Genomic DNA, 21,360 nt, shown 5'->3' with positions numbered 1-21,360 from the left:
CTTAGTATTACAAGCCTGACCGATGTTAATCGAGCTTACCGCAACACTGTTTGTACTTTTTACCTGAACCACAAGGACAAGGATCGTTGCGACCAACCTTAGGTACATCACGACGGAAAGTATTGGGATCCTTTACTTCATTATCGGTAGTAGCTTGATCAGCATCTGGATGTGATGCCTGCAGTTTTTGACTCGCTTCTTCTTTTTGTTGTGCTTCAAATTTAGCCACATCTTCCGTACTTTGCAACTGCACCCAAGATAACATCTTAACGGTTTCTCGTTTCACTTCGCTCAGGAAAACTTGAAACAACAAAGCTGATTCGCGGCGGTATTCTTGAAATGGATCTTTTTGCGCAAAGCCGCGTAAATGAATGCCTCGACGCAAATAGTCCATTTCCGCTAGATGTTCACGCCATAGTTTATCAATATTACGCAATAACACTTCTTTTTCAAAATGACCGAGTGTTTTTTCATCCACGACCGCCATTTTTTGGTTATATGCCTCGGCAATCGCCTCGACAGTTTTGTCGCGTAATGGCTCTTCATATAACGACTTATCTGCATCAAGCCAGTTTTGAACCGGAACCGTTACTCCAAACTCTTCATGCAATGCCGTTTCCAGCTCAGGAACACGCCATTGCTCATCCAAACTGCCTGGCATGATGTATTGGTCAATGACATCATTCACTACATCTTCACGCATTAATTGAATGGTTTCGCGAACCTCTTCACTTTCCATTAATTCATTACGTTGCTGATAAACCACTTTACGTTGTTCGTTGGCAATATCATCAAACTTTAACAGATTGGCACGTTCATCCTGATGTAAACGTTCGACTTGCTTTTGCGCTCGCTCAATCGATTTACTCACCATTGGGTGCTCAATCGCTTCACCTTCTTGCATACCTAAACGGCGCATCATATTTTTAACACGTTCAGAAGCAAAACGACGCATCAAATCATCATCCAGTGACAAGTAAAAACGTGTCACACCTGGATCACCCTGACGCCCTGAACGACCGCGTAACTGGTTATCAATTCGACGTGACTCATGACGCTCAGAACCAATCACTTTTAAACCACCTAAATCTAACACCAATTGGTGTCGAGTTTGCCAGTCAGCTTTAACCTTGGCGATCTGTTCAGGCGTAGCATTTTCGCCTAGTTCTTCAATCTGAGCCTCCAGGTTACCGCCCAACACGATATCGGTACCACGCCCTGCCATATTAGTGGCAATGGTCACCGCATTTGGCATCCCTGCATTTGCAATGATATGCGCTTCACGTTCGTGTTGTTTTGCATTTAACACTTCATGCTTAATGCCCGCGCGTGTAAACAAGGACGATAACATTTCTGATGATTCAATTGAGGCCGTACCCACCAAAATCGGCTGACCCGTTGCGTGGGTTTGTTTGACATCATCAACTAATGCATTAAATTTCCCCACCATATCGAGGAAGACCAAATCGGTTAAATCCTGACGAGCGGGTACTTTATTAGGCGGAATTACAACCACTTCGAGCTTATAGGTTGACAAAAACTCGCCCGCTTCCGTATCGGCTGTACCGGTCATACCAGATAACTTAGTGTATTGGCGGAAATAGTTTTGGAAAGTGATCGAAGCAAATGTTTGGCTTTCGTGTTGGATATCTACTTTTTCTTTTGCTTCAACCGCCTGATGCAAGCCTTCACCCCAACGGCGACCAATCATTTTACGACCGGTATGTTCATCAATAATGATGACCTCACCATTTTCAACGATATAGTCACGATTGCGCTCAAATAAAACATTCGCTCTTAGTGCGGCATTAACATGGATCATTAAACCAATATTTGTGGAGTCGTATAAACTGTCACCTTCTTGTAAAAGGCCAGTTTCCACCAACATGTCTTCAATTTTTTCATGACCATCCTCAGTCAAAAACACCTGACGAGCTTTTTCATCAATCGTATAGTCACCCGTTGTGGTTTTTTCGACCGGGTCTTCTTCACCCAGCTCTAAATGCGCAATCAGTGGGTTGATTTTGTGATAAATTTCAGCCTTATTATCTGTGGGCCCAGAAATAATAAGTGGGGTACGTGCTTCATCAATTAAAATTGAATCGACCTCATCAATGATAGCGAACGATTGGCCGCGCATGACTTTTTCTTCTTTGTAGATCGCCATGTTATCGCGCAAATAATCAAAACCAAATTCGTTGTTGGTGCCGTAAGTAATATCCATCGAATAAGCTTGTTGCTTTTCTTGATGACTTTGACCGCTGACAATCACACCAGTACTTAAGCCTAGAAACTCAAATAACTGCCCCATCCATTCGGCATCACGTTTTGCTAAGTAATCGTTAACCGTGATGACATGCACACCCGAACCACTTAGTCCGTTCAAATAGGCGGCCAAGGTTGCGACTAAAGTTTTACCTTCACCCGTACGCATTTCAGCAATCCGACCGTCATGCAACGCCATGCCACCTATCATTTGAACATCATAATGACGCATACCAAAAACACGCTTACCCGCTTCTCTAACGACAGCAAAAGCTTCGGGCAAAATATCATCCAGTGTTTTTCCTTCAGCCAACGCTTGTTTAAAAGCGGACGTTTTTGCCTGCAATGCCTCATCTGACAAGGCTTCCAATTCTGCTTCATAAGCATTAATTTGAGCCACTCGTTTCTGGTATTGCTTTAACAAACGCTCATTGCGACTACCGAAAATCTTTTTGAAAATATCTACGAACATAATGGTTAATTACCTGAACTTTATTACCAGAGCTACACCAACATCAAATCAACTACATCTTAAATTTGTTAGCTGAAGTTTCGCCGTTAAGCACCATGATCATTTAAAATGGGATTTATTCTACCATAGCTCAAAACCATCGCAGGCTTATTAAACAGCATGAAACACCTACTTCAAGAATCCAGTTTAACTAAACTCTTTCAGCAAGCTGAGCTTTATCAAGCTTTGTTGGAATTAGGCCGGTCGGCCTTACCTGAAAACCTAGCCATACACTTGACAGGGGTCAGTATTGAACAGCAGACGTTAATTTGTTTAACGGACGGGGCAAATTGGGCGAGTAAATTGCGATTTTTTGAGCAAACCCTACTGCATCATTACGATCAGAATTTGCCTCACTTAAAACTCAATCAGGTTTACTTTAAAGTCATGGTTGATTTAGACACACCCGCCGGTATAAAAAGAAGCCCAAATAGACCGGATGAAAAAGCTGCAGAACAAATGAAAACGCTCAGTAAAACCCTCCCCCCTAAACTAGCTGACGCACTAACCAAGCTCAGTCAGCGCGCCCAATCAAACAAGGATAGGGATTAACCTCACAATTCCAAATAAGCTGCGTTTAAAGAAGAACTTTACTACTGCTAAAATCAATTGGAAGTGGATCAGAATCGCCCAGAGAGACAACCTCAAACGCATCTGACTGGCTAAATAGCTCGCGCAACAATTGATTGTTTAATGCATGCCCGGACTTGTGAGCCGTAAATTCACCAATAATGGCGTAACCGGCCATAAATAAGTCGCCTACCGCGTCTAAAATTTTATGTCGCACAAATTCATCTTTATTGCGCAGACCTTCCTTATTCATGACACCGGTATCATCTAGGCCAATCGCATTCTCTAGGCTCGCACCTAAAGCCAATTGGCGCGAACGTAACATTTCCATATCGCTCATGAAGCCGAAAGTTCGTGCACGGCTGACCTCTTTAAAATAAGAAGTCGAAGAAAAGTCTAAAGTCATGTTTTCGGCTGTTTGCTTAAAGGCTGGGTGATCAAAACGAATTGAGAAATTTAGACGATAGCCTTCATAAGGTTTAAACTCAGCCCAACCCCCTAGTTCGTTTTCTACACGAACTGGCTTTTTAATACGAATATAGCGTTTATCAGCATCTTGAAAATCAATCCCTGCCGACTGTAATAAAAAAATAAAATGCGAGGCACTGCCGTCCATAATTGGCACTTCATCCGCATTTAAATCGATATATAGATTATCCATCCCGACACCCGCCAAGGCCGACATCAGATGTTCAATCGTCGCAATTTTTGCACCTTGACTTAAAATCGTTGTGCACAACATCGTTTCACCCACAATATCAGGAGACACTTTAAATTCGACAACCGGGTCTAAATCTATACGGCGAAACACAATACCAGTATTAACAGGTGCGGGTCTTAGGGTCATAATGGCTTCATGACCGGTATGTAAACCCACGCCCTTGGCCTTAATTGGATTAGCAATCGTTCTTTGCTTCACGCTTTTTCTCTATCTTATTAAATTCTTTTTAGCCACAAACCACGTTTAGAAACTGTTTGAAAACCAGTTTTTCATACGCGTTAGCAAGGCTTTTTCATCGTTAAAATTGTATCCACTGGCATTCGAATCTGCATTCACCGGCAAATGATCTCGTGCATACATTAATAAGCCAACCGTCGTAGCATAACTTGGACTGTTAACTTCTTCTGTTAAGCCGCTAATACCATGTGGCAGGCCTAAACGCACCGGCATATTAAATACTTCTTCAGCGAGCTCAACGGCACCCTCAACCAAGGAACTTCCACCAGTTAAAACCACACCCGCTGCAATCATTTCTTCAAAACCAGAACGACGCAACTCAGCTTGAACCAACTGAAACAGCTCTTCATAACGCGGTTCAACCACCTCAACCAAGGTACGACGAGACAAACAACGAGCGGGTCTATCACCTACACTTGGCACTTCAATTTCTTCATCTTTGGCAATTAATTGTGGCAAGGCACAAGCATATTTACGCTTAATTTCTTCGGCTGCCGGCGTAGGTGTGCGTAAAGCGACGGCAATATCGTTGGTCACTTGGTCACCAGCCACCGCAATGACCGATGAATGTCGGATCGCTCCCTGATAGAATACGGCGATATCGGTTGTACCCCCACCGATATCGACCAAACATACACCCAGTTCTTTTTCATCTTCTGACAGAACCGCTTCGCTAGAAGCCAACTGTTCTAGAATAATATCTTCAACTTTTAAACCACAACGCTGTACACATTTTGTGATATTTTGCGCGGAACTGACCGAACCCGTTACCATGTGTACCTTTGCTTCTAAGCGCACACCTGACATACCAACCGGCTCACGAATACCGTCCTGGTTATCAATAATGTATTCTTGCGGCAAAATATGCAGCACTTTCTGGTCGCCAGGTATTGCCTGAGTGCGTGCCGCATCAATAACACGTTGAATATCTTCTTCCGTTACTTCTTGGTTACGAACCGCCACCATGCCGTTTGAGTTAAAACTTTTTATGTGACTGCCTGCAATCCCGACATAAACGGTTTGAGCTTGGTAACCAGACATACGTTCGGCTTCATCAATCGCGCGTTGAATAGACTCAACCGTTGAGTCAATATTAACGACGACCCCTTTCTTAAGTCCTTTAGAAGGGTGAGTTCCCATCCCCAAAATCTCAATACCACCATCGGCTTTTACTTTGCCAACAATCGCTGCGATTTTCGAGGTACCAATATCCAACCCAACAATAATATTTGAAGCCAGTTTTTTACGCGCCATAGTCTTCCAGTCTTCTCTACTTTAAAGCACTTGTGACGAAGATGAGGCTACCCTGATCGCCACGCCGTTGCTGTATCTCAAATCAAAGCTTTGTGCAGATTCTACCAGTTTTTTCGAAAGCATAGGGTAAGCCTTTACAAAACGCGGTAACTTGGTGGTCCAATTGGCCGCATCGACAATTAATTCCTGCCCGCTATCTAACCTAAGCCGAAACACGCCATCCACTTGTTGGGATAAGCTAACAATTTGCCAATTTAAAGCGCCCAAACTTTTCTGAAATGTCTCCAACACTTCCAACAAAGCTGGAGCTTGTAAACGATCGCCCCGCAGATGAATTAGGTGTTCAAACCCTTGCTGTGAAGTTGGCCTAAAAATTTCGCCACCTTGACTGATTAAATCTTGTTCGCCCCAACGTGCAATCGGATCATGCTCTTCAATACTAATCTCTAGATAACCAGGCCAACTTCGTTTTATGGTAGCACTTTCGATCCAGTTAACTTGTTCGAGCGAACGCTTGAGTTCACTTAAATCAACTTCCCAAAAAGATTGCGACAGGTAAGGAACAAGGGCTTCGTCCACATCATCGAAACTAACATGCTGTAGTGAATCGACAATGCTATAGGATAAATAATCTACCCCGCGGGACGAAGAGAACAGCGAAAACAGCAATGCGCTTAACGCTAGAAAAATCGATGCAACACCTAAACCCCACTTGAGTTTTCGCAACGCCTAACCCTCAGTTTAATGATGTTTTCAAAATCTCAACCACCAGCTCTTCAAAACTCAACCCCATCACTTTGGCCGCTTTAGGTACCAAACTATGATCGGTCATACCCGGCACAGTATTTAACTCAATTAACCAGGCCTGGTGGTTATCATCCACCAATAAATCCATGCGTCCCCAGCCTTTTGCACCAACCACATCAAAACCTCTTAGCACAAGCTGGTCAATTTGTTCTTGCAGTGACTGGCTCAATTCACAAGGGCAAAGATATTGTGTATCGTTTGACTGGTACTTCGCCGAATAATCATAAAAGTCGTGCGTGGTTTTGAGTTCGATGGTTGGCAAAACCCGGCCATTTAGAACACCCACCGTAAATTCCCGACCGGTGATCCATTGTTCGATTAATACTTCGTTATCATACTGCTGTGCAAATTCAACTGCTTGCTGCAATTCTTCAGGATTATAAACCTTGCGCATGCCAATGCTTGAACCTTCATGGCTCGGCTTCACGATTAAAGGAAAGGACAAATTAAAGTTTTCTAAATCCAATGGCTGGAACTGACTAACTTGCACAAAGTCAGGCGTAGACAAACCTGCTCCACGCCAAAGCCATTTTGTTCGCAACTTATCCATCGCCAAAGCCGAAGCCGCCATTTGACTTCCGGTGAATGGCATGGCTAAAGACTGTAAAATCGCTTGAACTTGACCGTCTTCTCCCCAACGACCATGCAAAGCAATAAAAGCGCGATCATAACTCTGACTTATTTCGACAAGCTGTTCAAGTCGTGTCACATCCAAGCCATGCGCATCGACCCCTGCACGCTGTAGTGCTTGAGTAATGGCTTGGCCACTCCGTAAAGAGACTTCTCGTTCAGCGGCCACGCCTCCCATTAATACCGCTACCCGGCCAAAAACGCTCATGACTCACCTACCTGTTCGTGCCATTGTTTCGCCCAGGCACCAATATCACCAGCACCCATCATTAAAACCACATCGTTTGGCTGTAATAGTTCTGGCGCGAGACTTTCTAATTCATCAAAGCCATCCACTAACACCAAGTTTTGGGCACCACGCAGACGCATCGCTTGAATTAAAGCCTTAGAATCAAAAGCCGTTAGAGGTGTTTCGCCGGCGGCGTATACCTGACTTAAAACAACCAGATCGGCCTGCATTAAAGCATGCACAAAATCTTCAAATAAATCACGTGTACGACTGTATCGATGTGGCTGAAATACTAAGACTAAGCGCTGTTCTGGAAACGCGGCACGCGCAGTTGTCAGTGTTGCATTTAATTCAGTGGGGTGATGACCATAATCATCGACCAAGGTGACACGATGCCCGCCAATTTGACGATTCGGATATACTTCAAATCGACGACCAACGCCAGCAAAGGCCATTAAGGCTTCATTGATGGCACATGGCTTGACGCCGAGCTCCAACGCAACAGCAATCGCCGCTAAAGCATTTTGAACATTGTGTCGACCAGGAATATTCAAGGTCACGTTAAATTCCGAACCATCTTTTAAACGCACACCAAACTGACTTTTCAGACCCTGTGCTTCTACATTAACAGCACGCACATCGGCTTCTTCATCAAACCCGTAAGTACGGGTTTTGCGCAGCACATCTGGCAACAATTTTTTAATATTCGCATCATCTAAGCACAACACAGCCAAGCCATAAAACGGCAAACGATTTATAAACTCATTATAGGTACTGATTAAACGAGAAAAGTCGCCCTGGTAGGTTTCCATATGATCCATGTCGATATTGGTGATGACCGACATCATAGGGGTAAGATGTAAAAACGAAGCATCCGATTCGTCGGCTTCGGCGACTAAATAACGCCCAGAACCTAAGCGAGCGTTGGTGCCAACTTGATTTAATTTGCCACCGATCACAAACGTTGGGTCTAAACCACCATGCGTTAAAATCGCTGCAGTTAAGCTGGTTGTGGTCGTTTTGCCGTGCGTACCAGCGATCGCAATACCAAAGCGCATACGCATCAACTCTGCCAACATTTCTGCACGAGGAATCACGGGGATACGCTGTGACTTTGCCCACAACACCTCTGGATTATCGGAGCGAATCGCGCTCGACACCACTAATACATCCGCGGTTTTCATTAAAACGGGGTCGTGGCCAATCTGCACATTTGCACCCAAAGCTTCTAAACGTGAAACCGTCTGATTGCGTTTAACATCGGAGCCTGATACTTGAAAATCGAGATTTAGACAAACTTCGGCAATCCCGGCCATACCGACACCACCAATGCCAACAAAATGGATTTGTTTTACTTGTTCTTTCATTAAAGCCCTACAAATTCAAAGAGTTCCAATCTAATTTGAGCCGAGTCATACTCAATTAACACCCAATTCTGGAACACCAAAACTTTGCGTATGATAGCAAAAATGGCCTCAACTAATCGAATAATTCTTTTTGAGAGTGCGTTTTTTTAAGATTTCTAAACAAAATTGTCAATTTAGTAACAATGACACCTGCTCTAACATCAATTAAGCAGACTTGGTGTACTCTCTGAATCGCCAAGTGCCTGATCACCCGGCGCGGCTACCGGTTGCGGTATAACCCAATAATACTGAGCCAAGACCGCAGCCAACTCGGAAGGTTGATGCAAAGGGTCGGTAATTTCAACTAAACCACCAGATCCAGTTTGCAAGCTCCCAGCTTGGGCAGCCGCCTCAGCCAAGGCTAACACCTCTTCACAACCTTCACCTTCAACAATCCGAGCCTGCGGATTCCACCAAAGCACTTTGGCCTCACGACCCGTGGCACCAGGTAACGGCATCAATTCTAATTTAATCCAATCCAGTGGTGCTTTTGACATGTTCCTCAACCCTTTAATTCGTTTGGGGCTAGCGTAACATATCCAAGGCTTCATGCACAGAATCGACCAAACGATCAATATCCTCATGCGTATTATAAACACCAAATGAAGCTCGCACGGTGGCCGGCACATCAAACTTTTGCATCACGGGCATGGCACAATGATGACTCGCCCGAACCGCGACCCCATCTTGATCTAATAAGGTAGCTAAATCATGCGGATGCGCTCCATCAATCACAAACGACACCACCGCACCTTTGTTTTTTGCGGTGCCGATAATGCGCAAACCTTCAATTTCAGTTAAGCGCTTAGTCGCATAGTGCAACAAGTCCTCTTCAATACGTGCGATCTGTTCAAACCCTAAAGACTGTATAAACTTAATCGCCGCACCCAACCCTATAACGCCAGCAATATTCGGGGTGCCAGCTTCAAATTTATAAGGCAGTTCGTTGTATTCGGTTTTGTCAAACGTGACCGAGTAAATCATGTCGCCACCCCCTTGGTAAGGCGGCATGGCTTCCAATAAATCTTGTTTTGCGACCAACCCACCAATACCGGTTGGGGCATACATTTTATGACCAGAAAACACAAAAAAATCGCAATCTAAAGCTTGCACATCTATCGCCATGTGCGAAATAGACTGCGCACCATCCACCAGTACTTTGGCGCCTGATTGATGAGCCAATTTCACGATTTCTTTAATTGGATTAATGCTGCCTAGCGCGTTTGACATATGTGTGACGGCAACCAACTTGGTGCGCGAATTGATTAAATCGGGCAAGGCTTCCAACGACAATTCACCTTGATCGTTAATCGGCCACTTCACAATCTTAATATTCAGTTGGTCACGCAACATTTGCCAAGGTACAAGGTTGGAGTGGTGTTCCAGTTCCGACACAATCACTTCATCCCCAGCACTTAAGTTTGCGCGCCCCCAACTTTGAGCGACTAAATTAATCGCCTCAGTCGCGCCTCTAACAAAAATGACTTCTTTATAGGAGCGCGCATTCACTAAAGCACGCACCTGCTCCCTGACAGCCTCAAATGCCTCTGTTCCACGTTCACTTAAACCATAAACTCCGCGATGCACATTCGCATTTTGCTCACGATAATAACGGTTAATCGCTTCGATGACACTGACCGGTTTTTGGCTGGTTGACGCATTGTCTAAATAAACCAAAGGGTGCCCATTTTCTGAGCGCGACAAGATTGGAAATTGCGCTTTGAGCGCGGCCTGATCAAACATACTCACCTTTGAAAGTTCTTAAAATCATTCATCATTCCCCTTGCAAGCTTTCCATTGAAAACCAAGGGGAATAAATGCGGATCGGAGGGATTACGCGTTGAGTTTATGCATCAATTTTTCTGCTAACCAATGGCGCATAGGCATCGAGCTAATCGATTCTAATGGTTCCAACAAGAAGGCTTGCGTAACCAAACGACGTGCATCATCTGCATTAATGCCACGGGCTCGCAGATAGAAAATCTGCTCATCGCTTATTTGACCGGATGCCGAACCATGAGAACACTTAACGTCGTCTGCATAAATTTCCAGTTGTGGCTTACTATCGACCTTAGCTTTATTTGATAACAGCAAGTTTTTGTTATCCATCTGGCCATCGGTTTTCTGCGCGGCGCGAGCCACTTTAATCATACCGTTAAATACGCCTACGGCCTCATCGTCCAACACAAGCTTGTGCAATTGTCGACTCGTACCCCACCAGGCCTGGTGCTCTGTATGAGTTCGCGTATCCATAATTTGCTGACCATTAGCAAAACAGGCACTGCTTTGTTCAGATTCAATGTGCTCATCCGCCATACGCAATACATTTTGATGACGCGAAATACTGGCGCCCAAGCCAATATAATGGGTGCGAAACACCGAGTTCTTAGCTTGATCGACAAATTGCAAACCAAAATACATCGCCAACGGATTAAGTGACTGTAATACCACTTGGTTTAACTGAGCGTTTTCGGCCACATTAATTTCGGTAACCACATTGTCAAACGCATTCAATTTTTCGTTCAAGCTGACATGTTGTTGCACTAGCGTCAATTGAGCACCATGCGCTAGCGTGACTCGGTTACGTACGGTATTCGCATGTTCATTTTGGGTTTGCACATAGGTGCAAAGAATCGGGCGCTCCACCACACAGTGCGGCTCAAGTTGAATCACCACACCATCATCAAACAACATCGAATTTAAGGTACCAAACGCTTCTTTCTCTATCCCCATTTCATGTGACAAAAATGCGGTATAACCTTGTTCGAAATCTAACGCATCCTTAACCGACTCAATACTCAGACCCGCTGGCAACACACTCAAATCGTCTGAAAAACGTTCACTAAAGTAACCGTCCACAAACACCAAATGCATTACCTCAAACGGCGGTAAAAACGATTTAATATCGGCTTCTGAAACCTGCGCTACACCGCTACGCTGATAATGAGTTTGTAAAAACGCATTCAGCGGCGTGTATTTCCAATCTTCGTCACGACGCGTTGGAAACCCCTGTTCAGCAAAGTGTTGGCTAGCTTGTTGACGAAAAGCAACCAACGCAGAATCCGACTCTGACGCCATCAGCGTCTCAGCCTGCTGCTGATAAAAATTCATAGCGCTTTGCGCGACTGGACTATGCTTCTTGATAGGCTTGGATAAGGTGGTCATACCCCTTCTCCTCTAATTCTTGTGCTAACTCAAACCCGCCCGATTTAATGATTTGGCCGTTATATAAAACGTGCACATGATCAGGCTTAATATAATCCAGCAATCGCTGGTAGTGGGTCACAATTAAAAAACTACGATCTGGCGCACGCAAAGCGTTTACACCCTCAGCCACGATGCGCAAAGCATCAATATCGAGCCCGGAATCGGTTTCGTCCATAATACAAAGCTTTGGTTCTAGCATCGCCATTTGAAAAATGTCGTTACGCTTTTTCTCGCCACCTGAAAAGCCAACGTTAACGGAGCGCTCAAGCATCACTGGTGACATTTCCAATTTTTTCATTTTTTCGGCGGCCAATTGCTCAAAGTCAAACATATCAAGCGCAGGCTGACCGCGAGCTTCACGCACCGCATTAACCGCGGTTTGCATAAATAACTTATTGGAAACCCCAGGAATTTCAACCGGGTATTGAAACGCTAAAAAGACCCCTTTACGTGCGCGCTCTTCCGCGTCCATCTCAAGCAGGTCTTCATTGTCGTACTCAACCTGACCTTCAGTCACTTCGTATTCTTCACGACCGGCCAAAACGCTCGACAAGGTGCTTTTTCCCGAGCCGTTCGGCCCCATAATAGCGTGCACTTCACCCGGGTTCACTTGCAAATTAATACCCTTTAAAATCGATTTCTCTTCGACCTGGGCTTTTAGATTATTAATGTTTAATAACATAGTCTTCGTCTTTGCTTTTGCGTTAAAAAGTGGATGTATTGGTTCAGCGAATGACTTTATATTTCAACAAAACCAATCGCTTGAACTGAATTAAATTAGCCGACCGAGCCTTCCAAACTAATCGCCAATAGCTCTTCAGCTTCTTGCGCGAACTCTAGAGGCAACTCTTTAAATACTTCTTTACAGAAGCCATTTACGATCATGGAAATGGCATCTTGCTCGCTAATACCACGCTGCTGACAATAAAACAGCTGATCTTCACCAATGCGAGAAGTGGTGGCTTCATGCTCAACTTGGGCGGTTGGGTTTTCTACCTCAATGTACGGGAAAGTATGCGCACCACATTGGTCGCCAATTAGCATCGAGTCACACTGGGTAAAGTTACGCGCCCCTTCGGCCGAAGGTAGAATCTTCACTAGGCCACGATAGGTATTATCACTGTGACCTGCAGATAAGCCTTTGGAAATAATGGTACTGCTGGTGTTTTTACCAATATGGATCATTTTTGTGCCGGTATCGGCCTGTTGACGGCGATTGGTTAAGGCCACCGAATAGAACTCACCAATTGAGTTATCACCTTTTAAGATACAGCTTGGGTATTTCCAAGTAATCGCCGAACCGGTTTCAGCTTGCGTCCAAGACAGTTTAGAGTTTTTGCCTTCACAAATTCCGCGCTTGGTTACAAAATTCAAAATCCCACCTTGGCAGTCGTCATCGCCCGGATACCAGTTTTGCACAGTGGAATATTTTACTTCGGCATCTTCATGCACAATCACTTCCACCACCGCCGCATGTAACTGATAGGTGTCACGAACTGGCGCCGAACAACCTTCCAGATAACTCACATAACTGCCTTTGTCGGCAATTAAAATTGTGCGTTCAAACTGGCCGGTTTTGGCTTCGTTGATACGGAAGTAAGTCGACAAATCAATCGGGCAACGCACCCCTGGCGGCACATATACAAACGTCCCGTCCGACGCGACCGCTGAATTTAAGGCGGCGAAGAAGTTATCGTGATGCGGCACTACCGTACCAATATACTGTTGAACTAATTCAGGATAATCATGCACGGCTTCTGAGAAGGAGCAAAAAATAATGCCTAATTTAGCCAAGTCATCGCGTTTGGTGGTTGAAATCGACACCGAATCGAAAATCGCATCCACCGCGATATTGGCTTCGCCATCATCATTAATCGGCACCCCAAGTGATGCAAACGCTTTCGCGACTTCTGGATCGATGCGATTAGCCTGACTATGATCTTTGCCATCCAACGCCTTATCACAAGACTCAGAACAACTGCCGCATTCGGGAGCAGAATAGTAGCTATAATCCTGATAATCGATTGGTTCATACTCAGCTTTTGCCCAATGCGGCTCTGGCATGGTTTGCCAATGCTTAAAGGCTTTTAAGCGGAAATCCAACATCCACTGAGGCTCATTTTTTTTAGCCGAAATCGCACGCACGACGGATTCATTTAAACCTTTCGCAAAGGTTTCCACGGCCGTTTTGGTAAAAAAACCTTCTTTATAGTGTTGGTTTTTTTGCAAAATATCATTGATTTCTTGGTATTGAGTGGTCTGCGTCATCGAAAATTCACTTGTTAAAACAATTCTTACTATTTTAGTTGGTTATTCATTAAAAGTCTAGCCTGCAGGCGCATGACAAGCTTGCAACCAGGCAGACAATTCGGTGGCGTTTAGACCTCGTCCTAAAATACGAATTTGGCCGATTTGCTCAGGTGACGGGTCGGCACCAAAGGTGTCCCAGCGCAATCTCGTGCCTTCTAATGCCACCGCATTTATATACTCTTGCGTATCTAACACCGCCTGAACTCGCCAAAGCTCGACCCCTAGGTTTTGTTTCGCGGTATCTAACACAAACATCACATGCTCTAACACGACTTTGGGCAAGCGAAACTCAAAACTGTCGAGTTCAGGCCAGCCAGATTGGACAGCAGTCTTTGGGGCCGCCAGCAAGGCTTGAATTCGAGCCTCGCTTAAGTTGTCATACTGACAGGTTGCGAAGGGTTTGTTTGGTGCAATTTGTTTCAACTGAGCCAACCACCAGGCCTGGTGATCAAGCCCGACTTCGTGCCAAAACATCAACACCAACGCATCACCCGCGAGCAACAATTGCGTTAGTTCGACTTGGTTGTCAATCGGACTGCGCGCATCAATAACCACCCAAGCCTGCTCATGATCGGATACATCAAACACCAGGCCTGGTGCCTCTCTCAAATTCAATGATTGATGATTATGCAAAGCCGCTAACAAGCGACTCTTACCCGATCCAGGCCAGCCGAGCAAACAAACCGATTTATTTACTGAAAGCATGCGCTAAAGTCGCTCACTAGCTGATCGTAAAAAGCTTCAAAAGGCTGAAGTTTTCCTTCAAAACCAAGCGGATCGAGGCTGCCGATCGACACACCTAAGCCTTGCAAAACCGGCCTTAAACGCGCTTCAGGAAACTGCGGTTCTTTAAAAATACAGGTCACCTTGCGGTCACGTATCAATTGACGTAAATCTTGCACCGCTCGCATGCTAGGTGGCACTTCCGGGTTCACATGAATTGTGCCTAAAGCTTGTAAGCCAAAACTCTGCTCAAAATATTGATAGGCATCGTGCATCACCACAAAATGTTGGCTTTGAAGAGGCTCAATTTTTAACTGCCAGGCCTGGTGGGCTTCTTCTAAACTGGCTAGTGTAGCCTGTTCTCGTGCCACAATTGCGCCTTGTTGTAAAGGCTGCAAGGCTTGGAATTGCTGGCTAAACTCTTGAATTAATAAACCTGCATTTTGATAACTTAACCAAATATGCCCATCGGTTCGAGTTTCCTCAAGCGGTTTCGCATCATTCTCAGCGTGAGCATGGTCGTGCTCATGTGCGTGGTCACCCTCTGATTCTTGCCAAACCCCACCATCGCGTTTGGGCAAAAGCACCAGGCCTGGTAGTTGACGCATCACCACTTGAGTGCCGTCATAATTGCGCAACGCACGCGCTAACCAAGCGTCAATTCCGGTGCCGACCGACACCACAATATCCGCCTCTTGAATTTGACGCATATGGCTAGGTTTGAGCTGAAAACCATGCGGCGAGGCGCCCGGACTGAGCAACACATGCAATTCGTCATCCTCATCCAATAAAGGCATCACCATCGCGCCCAAAGGCGGAATCGACACAACCACCTTCAAAGCCAAAGCTTGGCCACTTGCCAACCATGCCAAACTTAGTATAAAAATCCGCATCCCGTTTCGCATTTGTCTGCGTCTCCCTGTAAAATAGTCGCTATGAACCCAAACCAAACTAGTGCTTCGGCCAATTTAACAACCGATTTATTAATCAGTGCCCATCAAATTCAGCATCGTTTTGGTGAGAATCAGGTATTGCAAGATATTGACTTTCAAATTCACCGAAATCAAATCATTACCCTAATTGGCCCCAATGGCGCAGGTAAATCCACGCTGGTTAAGATTCTGTTGAAGATTCTTAAACCCACCCAAGGCCAGGTGACACACCATCAAAATCTGGTGATTGGCTTTATGCCGCAAAAAATTCAAATCGATCCGACCCTGCCCTTAACCGTCAAACGCTTTTTACAACTGGGCTTAAAAAAGGCAGAACATAATACCACACAGATCGAAACCATCGCACAAGAACTCCAGATTGCCAGCCACCTAAACCAAGCGGTGCAATCCTTATCTGGTGGCGAAATGCAACGCGTTTTATTGGCGCGTGCGCTGATTCGTAATCCCGATTTATTGGTGCTGGATGAGCCGGTGCAAGGCATCGATTTGCAAAGTCAAAGTCAGATTTATCAACTGATTCACGAACAACAACAAAAACGTCAATGCGGCGTATTAATGATCAGCCACGACCTGCACTTGGTGATGAAACACACCGACGAAGTGATTTGCCTAAACCAGCACGTATGCTGTTCTGGCACCGTGCAAAGCCTGCGCGATCACCCCAGCTTTATCGCCCAGTTTGGTACAGATTTGCCTGAGCACGCACTTTATCAACATCACCACGACCACTGTAAACACGGATAATTTTTTATGACGCTAGACCCTTTTATGCTTTATGCGCTTTCCGCCGGTTTGTTAGCGGCTTGGTTAGCCGCGCCGCTGGGCGTATTTGTGGTCTGGCAACGTCAAGCTTACTTTGGTGAAACGCTCGCGCATTCGGCTTTATTAGGGATTGGCTTGGGGCTGATTTTACAAATCCACCTAACCCTCGCGATCTTACTCATCTCATTTTTGATCGTAATTAGTTTGCATCAATTGCGTCAAAGTGCCTTGCTGGCTACCGACACCCTACTCGGTATACTCGCACACGGCAGCTTAGCGCTCGGCTTGGTGGTAATCAGCCTACAAGACAATATCCAACTCGATATTATGGGTTATTTATTTGGCGATATTCTGAGCGTCCACCGCGAAGATCTTTATTGGATGCTCGGATTAGGTCTGTTGCTATTAATGTTTTTTTACCGCAACTGGCACGACCTGCTCAACCTGACTCTCAACACCGAACTGGCGCAAGTTGAAGGTATAAAAGTTAAAGCCCTACAATTGCAAATGACCCTATTGCTCGCGCTAGTGATTGCCGTCGCGATGAAAATCGTCGGCATTCTACTCATTACCTCACTGCTGATTCTGCCCGCTGCCACCGCGCGCCGTTTAGCCAACACACCCGAACAAATGTTGGGTTATACCTTTTTTACCGCCAGCTTCAGTGTTGCCACCGGCTTAATCTTATCCTACTATCTAGATTTACCATCCGGCCCCGCCATAGTGGTCAGTGCCATGGCTTTATTTCTCGTGCTGCTACTGAAACCCAAAAAAGCCTAACCAGGCCTGGTGCTTGATGCCAGCTGATCTATTTCGCGTTTCTGAGCCAATAGAGCACAAGCAGTTTTAAGCCAATTGGCACACCGGCATAGAGCCAGACCAGCGTGGTAAAACTGGCTGTGGTTTTTTGATCCCAGCCCATCCAGTCCAGCAATGGAAAGGCCAAGCCGACCGCTAAGGCCAGTGCCAACTTGGTTAACATGCCCCAAATCCCAAACAACAACCCGCTGATCGAGCCATTAGTTTGACTTAGATTTTGCGCGATATCGGCTTGAATCGAAGATGGCAAGGCTACATCTGCCCCAAGACTTAAGCCTGACAAAAAACTAATAATCAAAAAGGCGCTAAAATCACCCGACTCAAGCGTAAATACCCAGGCAAAACTCAGGCAAGCTAATATGATCGAGCCACGCCAAGCGGTGTATTTGCCCAAACGTTTCGATAAAGCCACCCAAAAAGGCAACGCCAATACGCCAGCTAAAAAGAAACTCATTAATAAAATGCCCGTTTGGGGGGTGAGATCAAGATAATATTGCACAAATAAAAGAAACAGGGTCGCTGGCAAAGCATTCGCTAGACTGTTAATGAAATAAGCTGGAAGTAATTGCCGGCTGTGCCGGTCGCGCCAAATCAACCACCAGGCCTGGTGGTCTTGTTTAGCTGGGCGCTTTGAATAGTTGGGCGCTTGGACGGCCAATTTTAATCGCCACATCATCAACCCCAAGCCCAGTGTTAGGCTCAGTGCAACCAGCGGATAAAGTATTTGAAACAGGCGTTGAGTATCTTGCGCATCACTCAAAAAAAACGGTAACAATAACACCGTCACCACGCCCAAAATAGCAAAGGCTTCACGACTGGCAGTAAACTGGGTTTTATAATGGTGATCGGGGGTTACTTCGGCACTTAACGCTTGATATGGAATCATAATTAAAGTCCAGGCCAAATAAACCAATAACGCCCAAACAAACAAATGCAAAGCTCCGGGCTGATTGGGCAAGAGCAATTGCCACAAACTCAATAACAATAACGCCCAACCTGACGCCATCAGACCATAACGCCCAGCTGAAGTCAGCCGATCACGCCACCAGCCAATTAGGAGATCGGTCAGTACATCTGTTACGCGCGCCAACAACAACATCAAACCCACCAACGCCATTTCAACACCTAGCTGGTAATAATAGGTCGGCAGATAAATATAAAGCGGAATGCCCAGCATCGCTAAGGGCCAGGATGGCAAACCATAAAGCAGAGGTTGCGCTATGGAGGACGCTGGTTGGGTGGTTTTCATGCGAGTCAGCGAGCCTTTAAGCGCTTAGCAACGAGTTTAACTAGCGCGCCCAAAACTGGCACTTTTTGATAAACGTATTCACCTGAATCCCAATAATCCATGTGCACGATGACTTTATCTTGCTCGTTAATCAGAATTTTGCTCATGCCGTTAATTTGCTGCGTTTCACCTTTGGGTTTCAGCTTGAAATAAAAGCGCCATTCTAAATAGCCGGTTTTATCCGCCCCCGCCAACTGGTGAATTCGAAACTCAGGTTCATGCAAGCTTCGAAACATATGAGCAAAAATTTGTTGCAAATCCGCCAGACCACGCACTTCGTTAAACGGGTCTTTAAAGTAAACCTGCGGATCAAACACCGCTGCAAACTCTTGTTTCACGCTATCTGGCGTGAGATTTTCAAATAAGGCTTGGTAACGTTTTAATACGGTTTGAATCGACATAATTAGGTTTCCTTGTTGAGCATTTTTTTAGTCAAGCCCAAAGACCAACGATAAGGCAGAACCTTGAGCAAGCTGAGCATAGCACGCAAACCGAACGGAAAGCGGATTTCAAAGCCACTTGATTTTTGTAACCCTTTATTAATAAGGTAAGCGGCTTGTTTTGGCTCGACCAGGCCTGGCATCTCAAAGGTATTTTTTGCGGTCAGACGTGTCTTAACAAATCCGTGATTAATAATTTGTAATTGAATATCCGCTTCGGCCAACTCAGGCTGCAAGGACTCAGCCAAATTCACCAGCGCCGCTTTGGGTGCAGAATAACCACCACCATAAGGTAAGCCAAAATAAGACGCCAAGCTGGCATTCCAAACCCAACGCCCGGCGCCCTGTTTGGAGAACAAAGGTTGTAACGCCAGCATCAAAGAGACCGCGCCCAAATAGTTTGCTTGGTTCATAAACTTAAAACTTTCCCAATCCCACTCTTTGATTCGCATAGGTTGGTAAGCCCCGACATTATAAAACCACATATCCAAACCATTATGTAACGACCAGGCCTGGTGGCTCTTAGCTTGACAATCAGCCGCATCGGTTACATCCAGATTTAAACAGCTCAACTTTGTGAAGCGCTGTTTTAAGTCGGCTAAATCGGCTGAATCTTCCGCATTACGTGCGGAGGCAATCACACTATGACCTTGTGCCAACCAAATTTTTACTAATTCTAGACCGATGCCTTGTGATCCGCCTACTATCCAGATTCTTAGATTTTGTGTGGTTTTTTTCATCTCGCCCCCTTGTACAAGTGTACAATTTATGTATAAATATAATATAACAAACTAACCACGGATAAAGCAAATGTTTGAACACAGTAAAAAATATAAGGTGGCGGTGATTGGCAGTGGCATCAGTGGCATCAGTGCGGCTTGGTTTTTAAGCCAGCACCACGAGGTAACCTTGTTTGAAAAAAACACCAAGCTCGGCGGCCATACTAATTCGATCGAAACCATCGTTAATGGTGAAAGCACCACGATCGACACTGGATTTATTGTTTACAACGAGCCCAACTACCCGCTTCTTAAAGCCATGTTCAAACATTTGAAGGTGGACACCTACCCCACCGACATGAGTTTTGCGGTCTCGATTGATCAAGGTCGATTGGAATATGCCGGTAATAATCTCAACACCTTATTTGCCCAACGTAAAAACCTACTTTCACTTCGTCATTGGCGCATGATTAAAGACATTCTGCGTTTTAACAAATTAGCGAAAATCGATTTAAGTCGTGGCCTCAACCCGGATTTAAGTTTGGGTGAGTATTTAACCCAAAATAATTTTAATCAAACCATGCAGCGCGATTATTTGCTGCCCATGGCGGCGGCCATTTGGTCTTGCCCAACCGACACTATGTTGCAGTTTCCGGCGCAAAGCTTTTTACAGTTCTTCGCCAATCACGGTTTGTTGAACGTAAATGATCGCCCGCAGTGGCGCACAGTAAAAAATGGCGCACACCAATATTTAAATAAAATTTTGGCGCTGAAGCCATTTGAGGTTATTCAACAAGGCATCACAAACGTCTTTACTTCATCCAGCAAACCAGGCGTGCGGATCGTAAGTGCAGATGGCGAATCTCATCAGTTCGATCAAGTTGTATTTGCTTGCCATGCTGATCAGTCTTACGCCTTATTAAAAGACCAGGGATTTGATCTATTAAAAAACTTTAAATACCAGCCCAACCAGGCCTGGTTGCATACCGATGTTGAGCAAATGCCGCGTATTCGTTCGGCTTGGGCTTCGTGGAACTATTTAAGTGGGCAAGACCGCCAAGCTAAACAAGCGGTCGCAGTGAGTTATTGGATGAACAAATTGCAACCGCTGGGCATTCAAACCGATGTGTTTGTCACCCTCAATCCAATTGTTGAGCCAAAAGCCGAATGCGTGATTCAAAAAATTGACTATGAACACCCCGTATTTGATCGCGCCGCCATGCAGGCTCAAACTGAATTGGGCGCGCTTCAAGGCCACAAAAACTGTTGGTTTGTGGGCGCTTATTGTGGTTATGGATTTCATGAGGACGGCTTAGCTAGTTCGGTCGCTTTAGCTAAACGTTGGCAAATTGCTTTACCCTGGGAGTATTAAGATGGCGTCAAATCTGTATGTTGGTCAAGTCATGCATAAACGCATGCAGCCGGTGGCGTATTACTTTCAATACACCACTACCAGCATCAAAGTCGACATTGATCAAATCCAACAAGAGTCGTCTAAATTGCGTTGGC

Annotated in this window: 21 protein-coding genes; 5 read left to right on the top strand and 16 right to left on the bottom strand. The window is 45.3% G+C overall.

The window, feature by feature from the left end:
* Positions 1-25 precede the first annotated feature (25 nt).
* Entirely contained in the window at positions 26-2,737 is a 2,712-nt protein-coding gene (secA, locus tag VIM91_RS01800; protein ID WP_331863108.1) for a preprotein translocase subunit SecA, read from the bottom strand.
* A 159-nt stretch (positions 2,738-2,896) separates the two neighbouring features.
* Between secA and VIM91_RS01795 the strand changes: the two genes are divergently transcribed.
* The gene (locus VIM91_RS01795) at positions 2,897-3,328 is read left to right on the top strand and encodes a DciA family protein (protein ID WP_331863107.1); all 432 of its coding nucleotides are present in this window, start codon (positions 2,897-2,899) and stop codon (positions 3,326-3,328) included.
* A gap of 25 nt (positions 3,329-3,353) precedes the next feature.
* Here VIM91_RS01795 and lpxC read toward each other — a convergent pair whose 3' ends face one another.
* From lpxC to VIM91_RS01735, 12 genes are all read right to left on the bottom strand, one after another.
* Positions 3,354-4,265 (bottom strand): UDP-3-O-acyl-N-acetylglucosamine deacetylase, encoded by a 912-nt coding sequence (lpxC, locus tag VIM91_RS01790; RefSeq protein WP_331863106.1) that lies wholly within the window; start codon positions 4,263-4,265, stop codon positions 3,354-3,356.
* Between the two features lie 45 nt (positions 4,266-4,310).
* The gene (ftsA, locus tag VIM91_RS01785; RefSeq protein ID WP_331863105.1) at positions 4,311-5,558 is read right to left on the bottom strand and encodes a cell division protein FtsA; all 1,248 of its coding nucleotides are present in this window, start codon (positions 5,556-5,558) and stop codon (positions 4,311-4,313) included.
* A 21-nt stretch (positions 5,559-5,579) separates the two neighbouring features.
* Entirely contained in the window at positions 5,580-6,284 is a 705-nt protein-coding gene (locus tag VIM91_RS01780) for a cell division protein FtsQ/DivIB (protein WP_331863104.1), read from the bottom strand.
* A 10-nt stretch (positions 6,285-6,294) separates the two neighbouring features.
* Entirely contained in the window at positions 6,295-7,203 is a 909-nt protein-coding gene (locus VIM91_RS01775) for a D-alanine--D-alanine ligase (RefSeq protein ID WP_331863103.1), read from the bottom strand.
* Positions 7,200-8,591 (bottom strand): UDP-N-acetylmuramate--L-alanine ligase, encoded by a 1,392-nt coding sequence (gene murC, locus VIM91_RS01770; RefSeq protein WP_331863102.1) that lies wholly within the window; start codon positions 8,589-8,591, stop codon positions 7,200-7,202. Before murC ends, VIM91_RS01775 begins: the two co-directional genes overlap by 4 nt.
* Before the next feature lie 200 nt (positions 8,592-8,791).
* Positions 8,792-9,127, bottom strand: a complete 336-nt coding sequence (locus VIM91_RS01765) for a hypothetical protein (protein ID WP_331863101.1) — start codon at positions 9,125-9,127, stop codon at positions 8,792-8,794.
* A gap of 28 nt (positions 9,128-9,155) precedes the next feature.
* Positions 9,156-10,373 (bottom strand): cysteine desulfurase, encoded by a 1,218-nt coding sequence (locus VIM91_RS01760; RefSeq protein ID WP_331863100.1) that lies wholly within the window; start codon positions 10,371-10,373, stop codon positions 9,156-9,158.
* 90 nt (positions 10,374-10,463) lie between these two features.
* Positions 10,464-11,795 (bottom strand): Fe-S cluster assembly protein SufD, encoded by a 1,332-nt coding sequence (sufD, locus tag VIM91_RS01755; protein ID WP_331863099.1) that lies wholly within the window; start codon positions 11,793-11,795, stop codon positions 10,464-10,466.
* Positions 11,761-12,519, bottom strand: coding sequence for a Fe-S cluster assembly ATPase SufC (gene sufC, locus VIM91_RS01750; RefSeq protein ID WP_331863098.1), 759 nt, complete (start codon positions 12,517-12,519; stop codon positions 11,761-11,763). Before sufC ends, sufD begins: the two co-directional genes overlap by 35 nt.
* Positions 12,520-12,614: 95 nt before the next feature.
* Positions 12,615-14,105: a Fe-S cluster assembly protein SufB gene (gene sufB / locus VIM91_RS01745; RefSeq protein WP_331863097.1), complete on the bottom strand. Its 1,491-nt coding sequence runs from the start codon at positions 14,103-14,105 to the stop codon at positions 12,615-12,617.
* A gap of 57 nt (positions 14,106-14,162) precedes the next feature.
* On the bottom strand, positions 14,163-14,852 hold the full coding sequence (locus tag VIM91_RS01740; RefSeq protein ID WP_331863096.1) for a hypothetical protein: 690 nt from the start codon (positions 14,850-14,852) through the stop codon (positions 14,163-14,165).
* Entirely contained in the window at positions 14,840-15,775 is a 936-nt protein-coding gene (locus tag VIM91_RS01735; protein ID WP_331863095.1) for a zinc ABC transporter substrate-binding protein, read from the bottom strand. Before VIM91_RS01735 ends, VIM91_RS01740 begins: the two co-directional genes overlap by 13 nt.
* A gap of 30 nt (positions 15,776-15,805) precedes the next feature.
* Between VIM91_RS01735 and VIM91_RS01730 the strand changes: the two genes are divergently transcribed.
* Together VIM91_RS01730 and VIM91_RS01725 are read left to right on the top strand one after the other, a co-directional pair.
* Positions 15,806-16,567: a metal ABC transporter ATP-binding protein gene (locus tag VIM91_RS01730; RefSeq protein WP_331863094.1), complete on the top strand. Its 762-nt coding sequence runs from the start codon at positions 15,806-15,808 to the stop codon at positions 16,565-16,567.
* A gap of 6 nt (positions 16,568-16,573) precedes the next feature.
* Positions 16,574-17,365 (top strand): iron chelate uptake ABC transporter family permease subunit, encoded by a 792-nt coding sequence (locus VIM91_RS01725; protein ID WP_331863093.1) that lies wholly within the window; start codon positions 16,574-16,576, stop codon positions 17,363-17,365.
* 28 nt (positions 17,366-17,393) lie between these two features.
* Here the strand turns inward: VIM91_RS01725 and VIM91_RS01720 are convergent, their stop codons facing one another.
* Genes VIM91_RS01720 through VIM91_RS01710 form a run of 3 tightly spaced genes read right to left on the bottom strand, consistent with a single transcriptional unit; the run spans position 17,394 to position 19,872 of the window.
* Positions 17,394-18,653 carry an MFS transporter gene (locus tag VIM91_RS01720; RefSeq protein WP_331863092.1) on the bottom strand — a complete coding sequence of 420 codons (1,260 nt, stop codon included), beginning with the start codon at positions 18,651-18,653 and terminating at the stop codon, positions 17,394-17,396.
* 5 nt (positions 18,654-18,658) lie between these two features.
* Positions 18,659-19,093, bottom strand: coding sequence for a nuclear transport factor 2 family protein (locus tag VIM91_RS01715; protein WP_331863091.1), 435 nt, complete (start codon positions 19,091-19,093; stop codon positions 18,659-18,661).
* Positions 19,094-19,095: 2 nt separating this feature from the next.
* Positions 19,096-19,872 carry an SDR family NAD(P)-dependent oxidoreductase gene (locus VIM91_RS01710; RefSeq protein ID WP_331863090.1) on the bottom strand — a complete coding sequence of 259 codons (777 nt, stop codon included), beginning with the start codon at positions 19,870-19,872 and terminating at the stop codon, positions 19,096-19,098.
* A gap of 70 nt (positions 19,873-19,942) precedes the next feature.
* Here VIM91_RS01710 and VIM91_RS01705 point away from each other — a divergent pair, with 70 nt between their 5' ends.
* Both VIM91_RS01705 and VIM91_RS01700 read left to right on the top strand, forming a co-directional pair.
* The gene (locus VIM91_RS01705; protein WP_331863089.1) at positions 19,943-21,223 is read left to right on the top strand and encodes an NAD(P)/FAD-dependent oxidoreductase; all 1,281 of its coding nucleotides are present in this window, start codon (positions 19,943-19,945) and stop codon (positions 21,221-21,223) included.
* 1 nt (position 21,224) lies between these two features.
* Positions 21,225-21,360: DUF1365 family protein (locus VIM91_RS01700; protein WP_331863145.1), on the top strand; the 136-nt coding region annotated here is incomplete at its 3' end.

It is taken from the genome of Thiomicrospira sp. (assembly GCF_036568485.1).
GTDB lineage: Bacteria > Pseudomonadota > Gammaproteobacteria > Thiomicrospirales > Thiomicrospiraceae > Thiomicrospira.
This window is presented reverse-complemented; position numbering and strand designations above follow the sequence as displayed.

Bases quoted from the DNA above. Each gene is read 5' to 3' on its own strand.
- secA (WP_331863108.1), bottom strand. From the start codon at position 2,737: ATGTTCGTAGATATTTTCAAAAAGATTTTCGGTAGTCGCAATGAGCGT.
- VIM91_RS01795 (WP_331863107.1), top strand. From the start codon at position 2,897: ATGAAACACCTACTTCAAGAATCCAGTTTAACTAAACTCTTTCAGCAA.
- ftsA (WP_331863105.1), bottom strand. From the start codon at position 5,558: ATGGCGCGTAAAAAACTGGCTTCAAATATTATTGTTGGGTTGGATATT.
- VIM91_RS01775 (WP_331863103.1), bottom strand. From the start codon at position 7,203: ATGAGCGTTTTTGGCCGGGTAGCGGTATTAATGGGAGGCGTGGCCGCT.
- murC (WP_331863102.1), bottom strand. From the start codon at position 8,591: ATGAAAGAACAAGTAAAACAAATCCATTTTGTTGGCATTGGTGGTGTC.
- VIM91_RS01765 (WP_331863101.1), bottom strand. From the start codon at position 9,127: ATGTCAAAAGCACCACTGGATTGGATTAAATTAGAATTGATGCCGTTA.
- VIM91_RS01760 (WP_331863100.1), bottom strand. From the start codon at position 10,373: ATGTTTGATCAGGCCGCGCTCAAAGCGCAATTTCCAATCTTGTCGCGC.
- sufD (WP_331863099.1), bottom strand. From the start codon at position 11,795: ATGACCACCTTATCCAAGCCTATCAAGAAGCATAGTCCAGTCGCGCAA.
- sufC (WP_331863098.1), bottom strand. From the start codon at position 12,519: ATGTTATTAAACATTAATAATCTAAAAGCCCAGGTCGAAGAGAAATCG.
- sufB (WP_331863097.1), bottom strand. From the start codon at position 14,105: ATGACGCAGACCACTCAATACCAAGAAATCAATGATATTTTGCAAAAA.
- VIM91_RS01740 (WP_331863096.1), bottom strand. From the start codon at position 14,852: ATGCTTTCAGTAAATAAATCGGTTTGTTTGCTCGGCTGGCCTGGATCG.
- VIM91_RS01735 (WP_331863095.1), bottom strand. From the start codon at position 15,775: ATGCGAAACGGGATGCGGATTTTTATACTAAGTTTGGCATGGTTGGCA.
- VIM91_RS01730 (WP_331863094.1), top strand. From the start codon at position 15,806: ATGAACCCAAACCAAACTAGTGCTTCGGCCAATTTAACAACCGATTTA.
- VIM91_RS01725 (WP_331863093.1), top strand. From the start codon at position 16,574: ATGACGCTAGACCCTTTTATGCTTTATGCGCTTTCCGCCGGTTTGTTA.
- VIM91_RS01720 (WP_331863092.1), bottom strand. From the start codon at position 18,653: ATGAAAACCACCCAACCAGCGTCCTCCATAGCGCAACCTCTGCTTTAT.
- VIM91_RS01715 (WP_331863091.1), bottom strand. From the start codon at position 19,093: ATGTCGATTCAAACCGTATTAAAACGTTACCAAGCCTTATTTGAAAAT.
- VIM91_RS01710 (WP_331863090.1), bottom strand. From the start codon at position 19,872: ATGAAAAAAACCACACAAAATCTAAGAATCTGGATAGTAGGCGGATCA.
- VIM91_RS01705 (WP_331863089.1), top strand. From the start codon at position 19,943: ATGTTTGAACACAGTAAAAAATATAAGGTGGCGGTGATTGGCAGTGGC.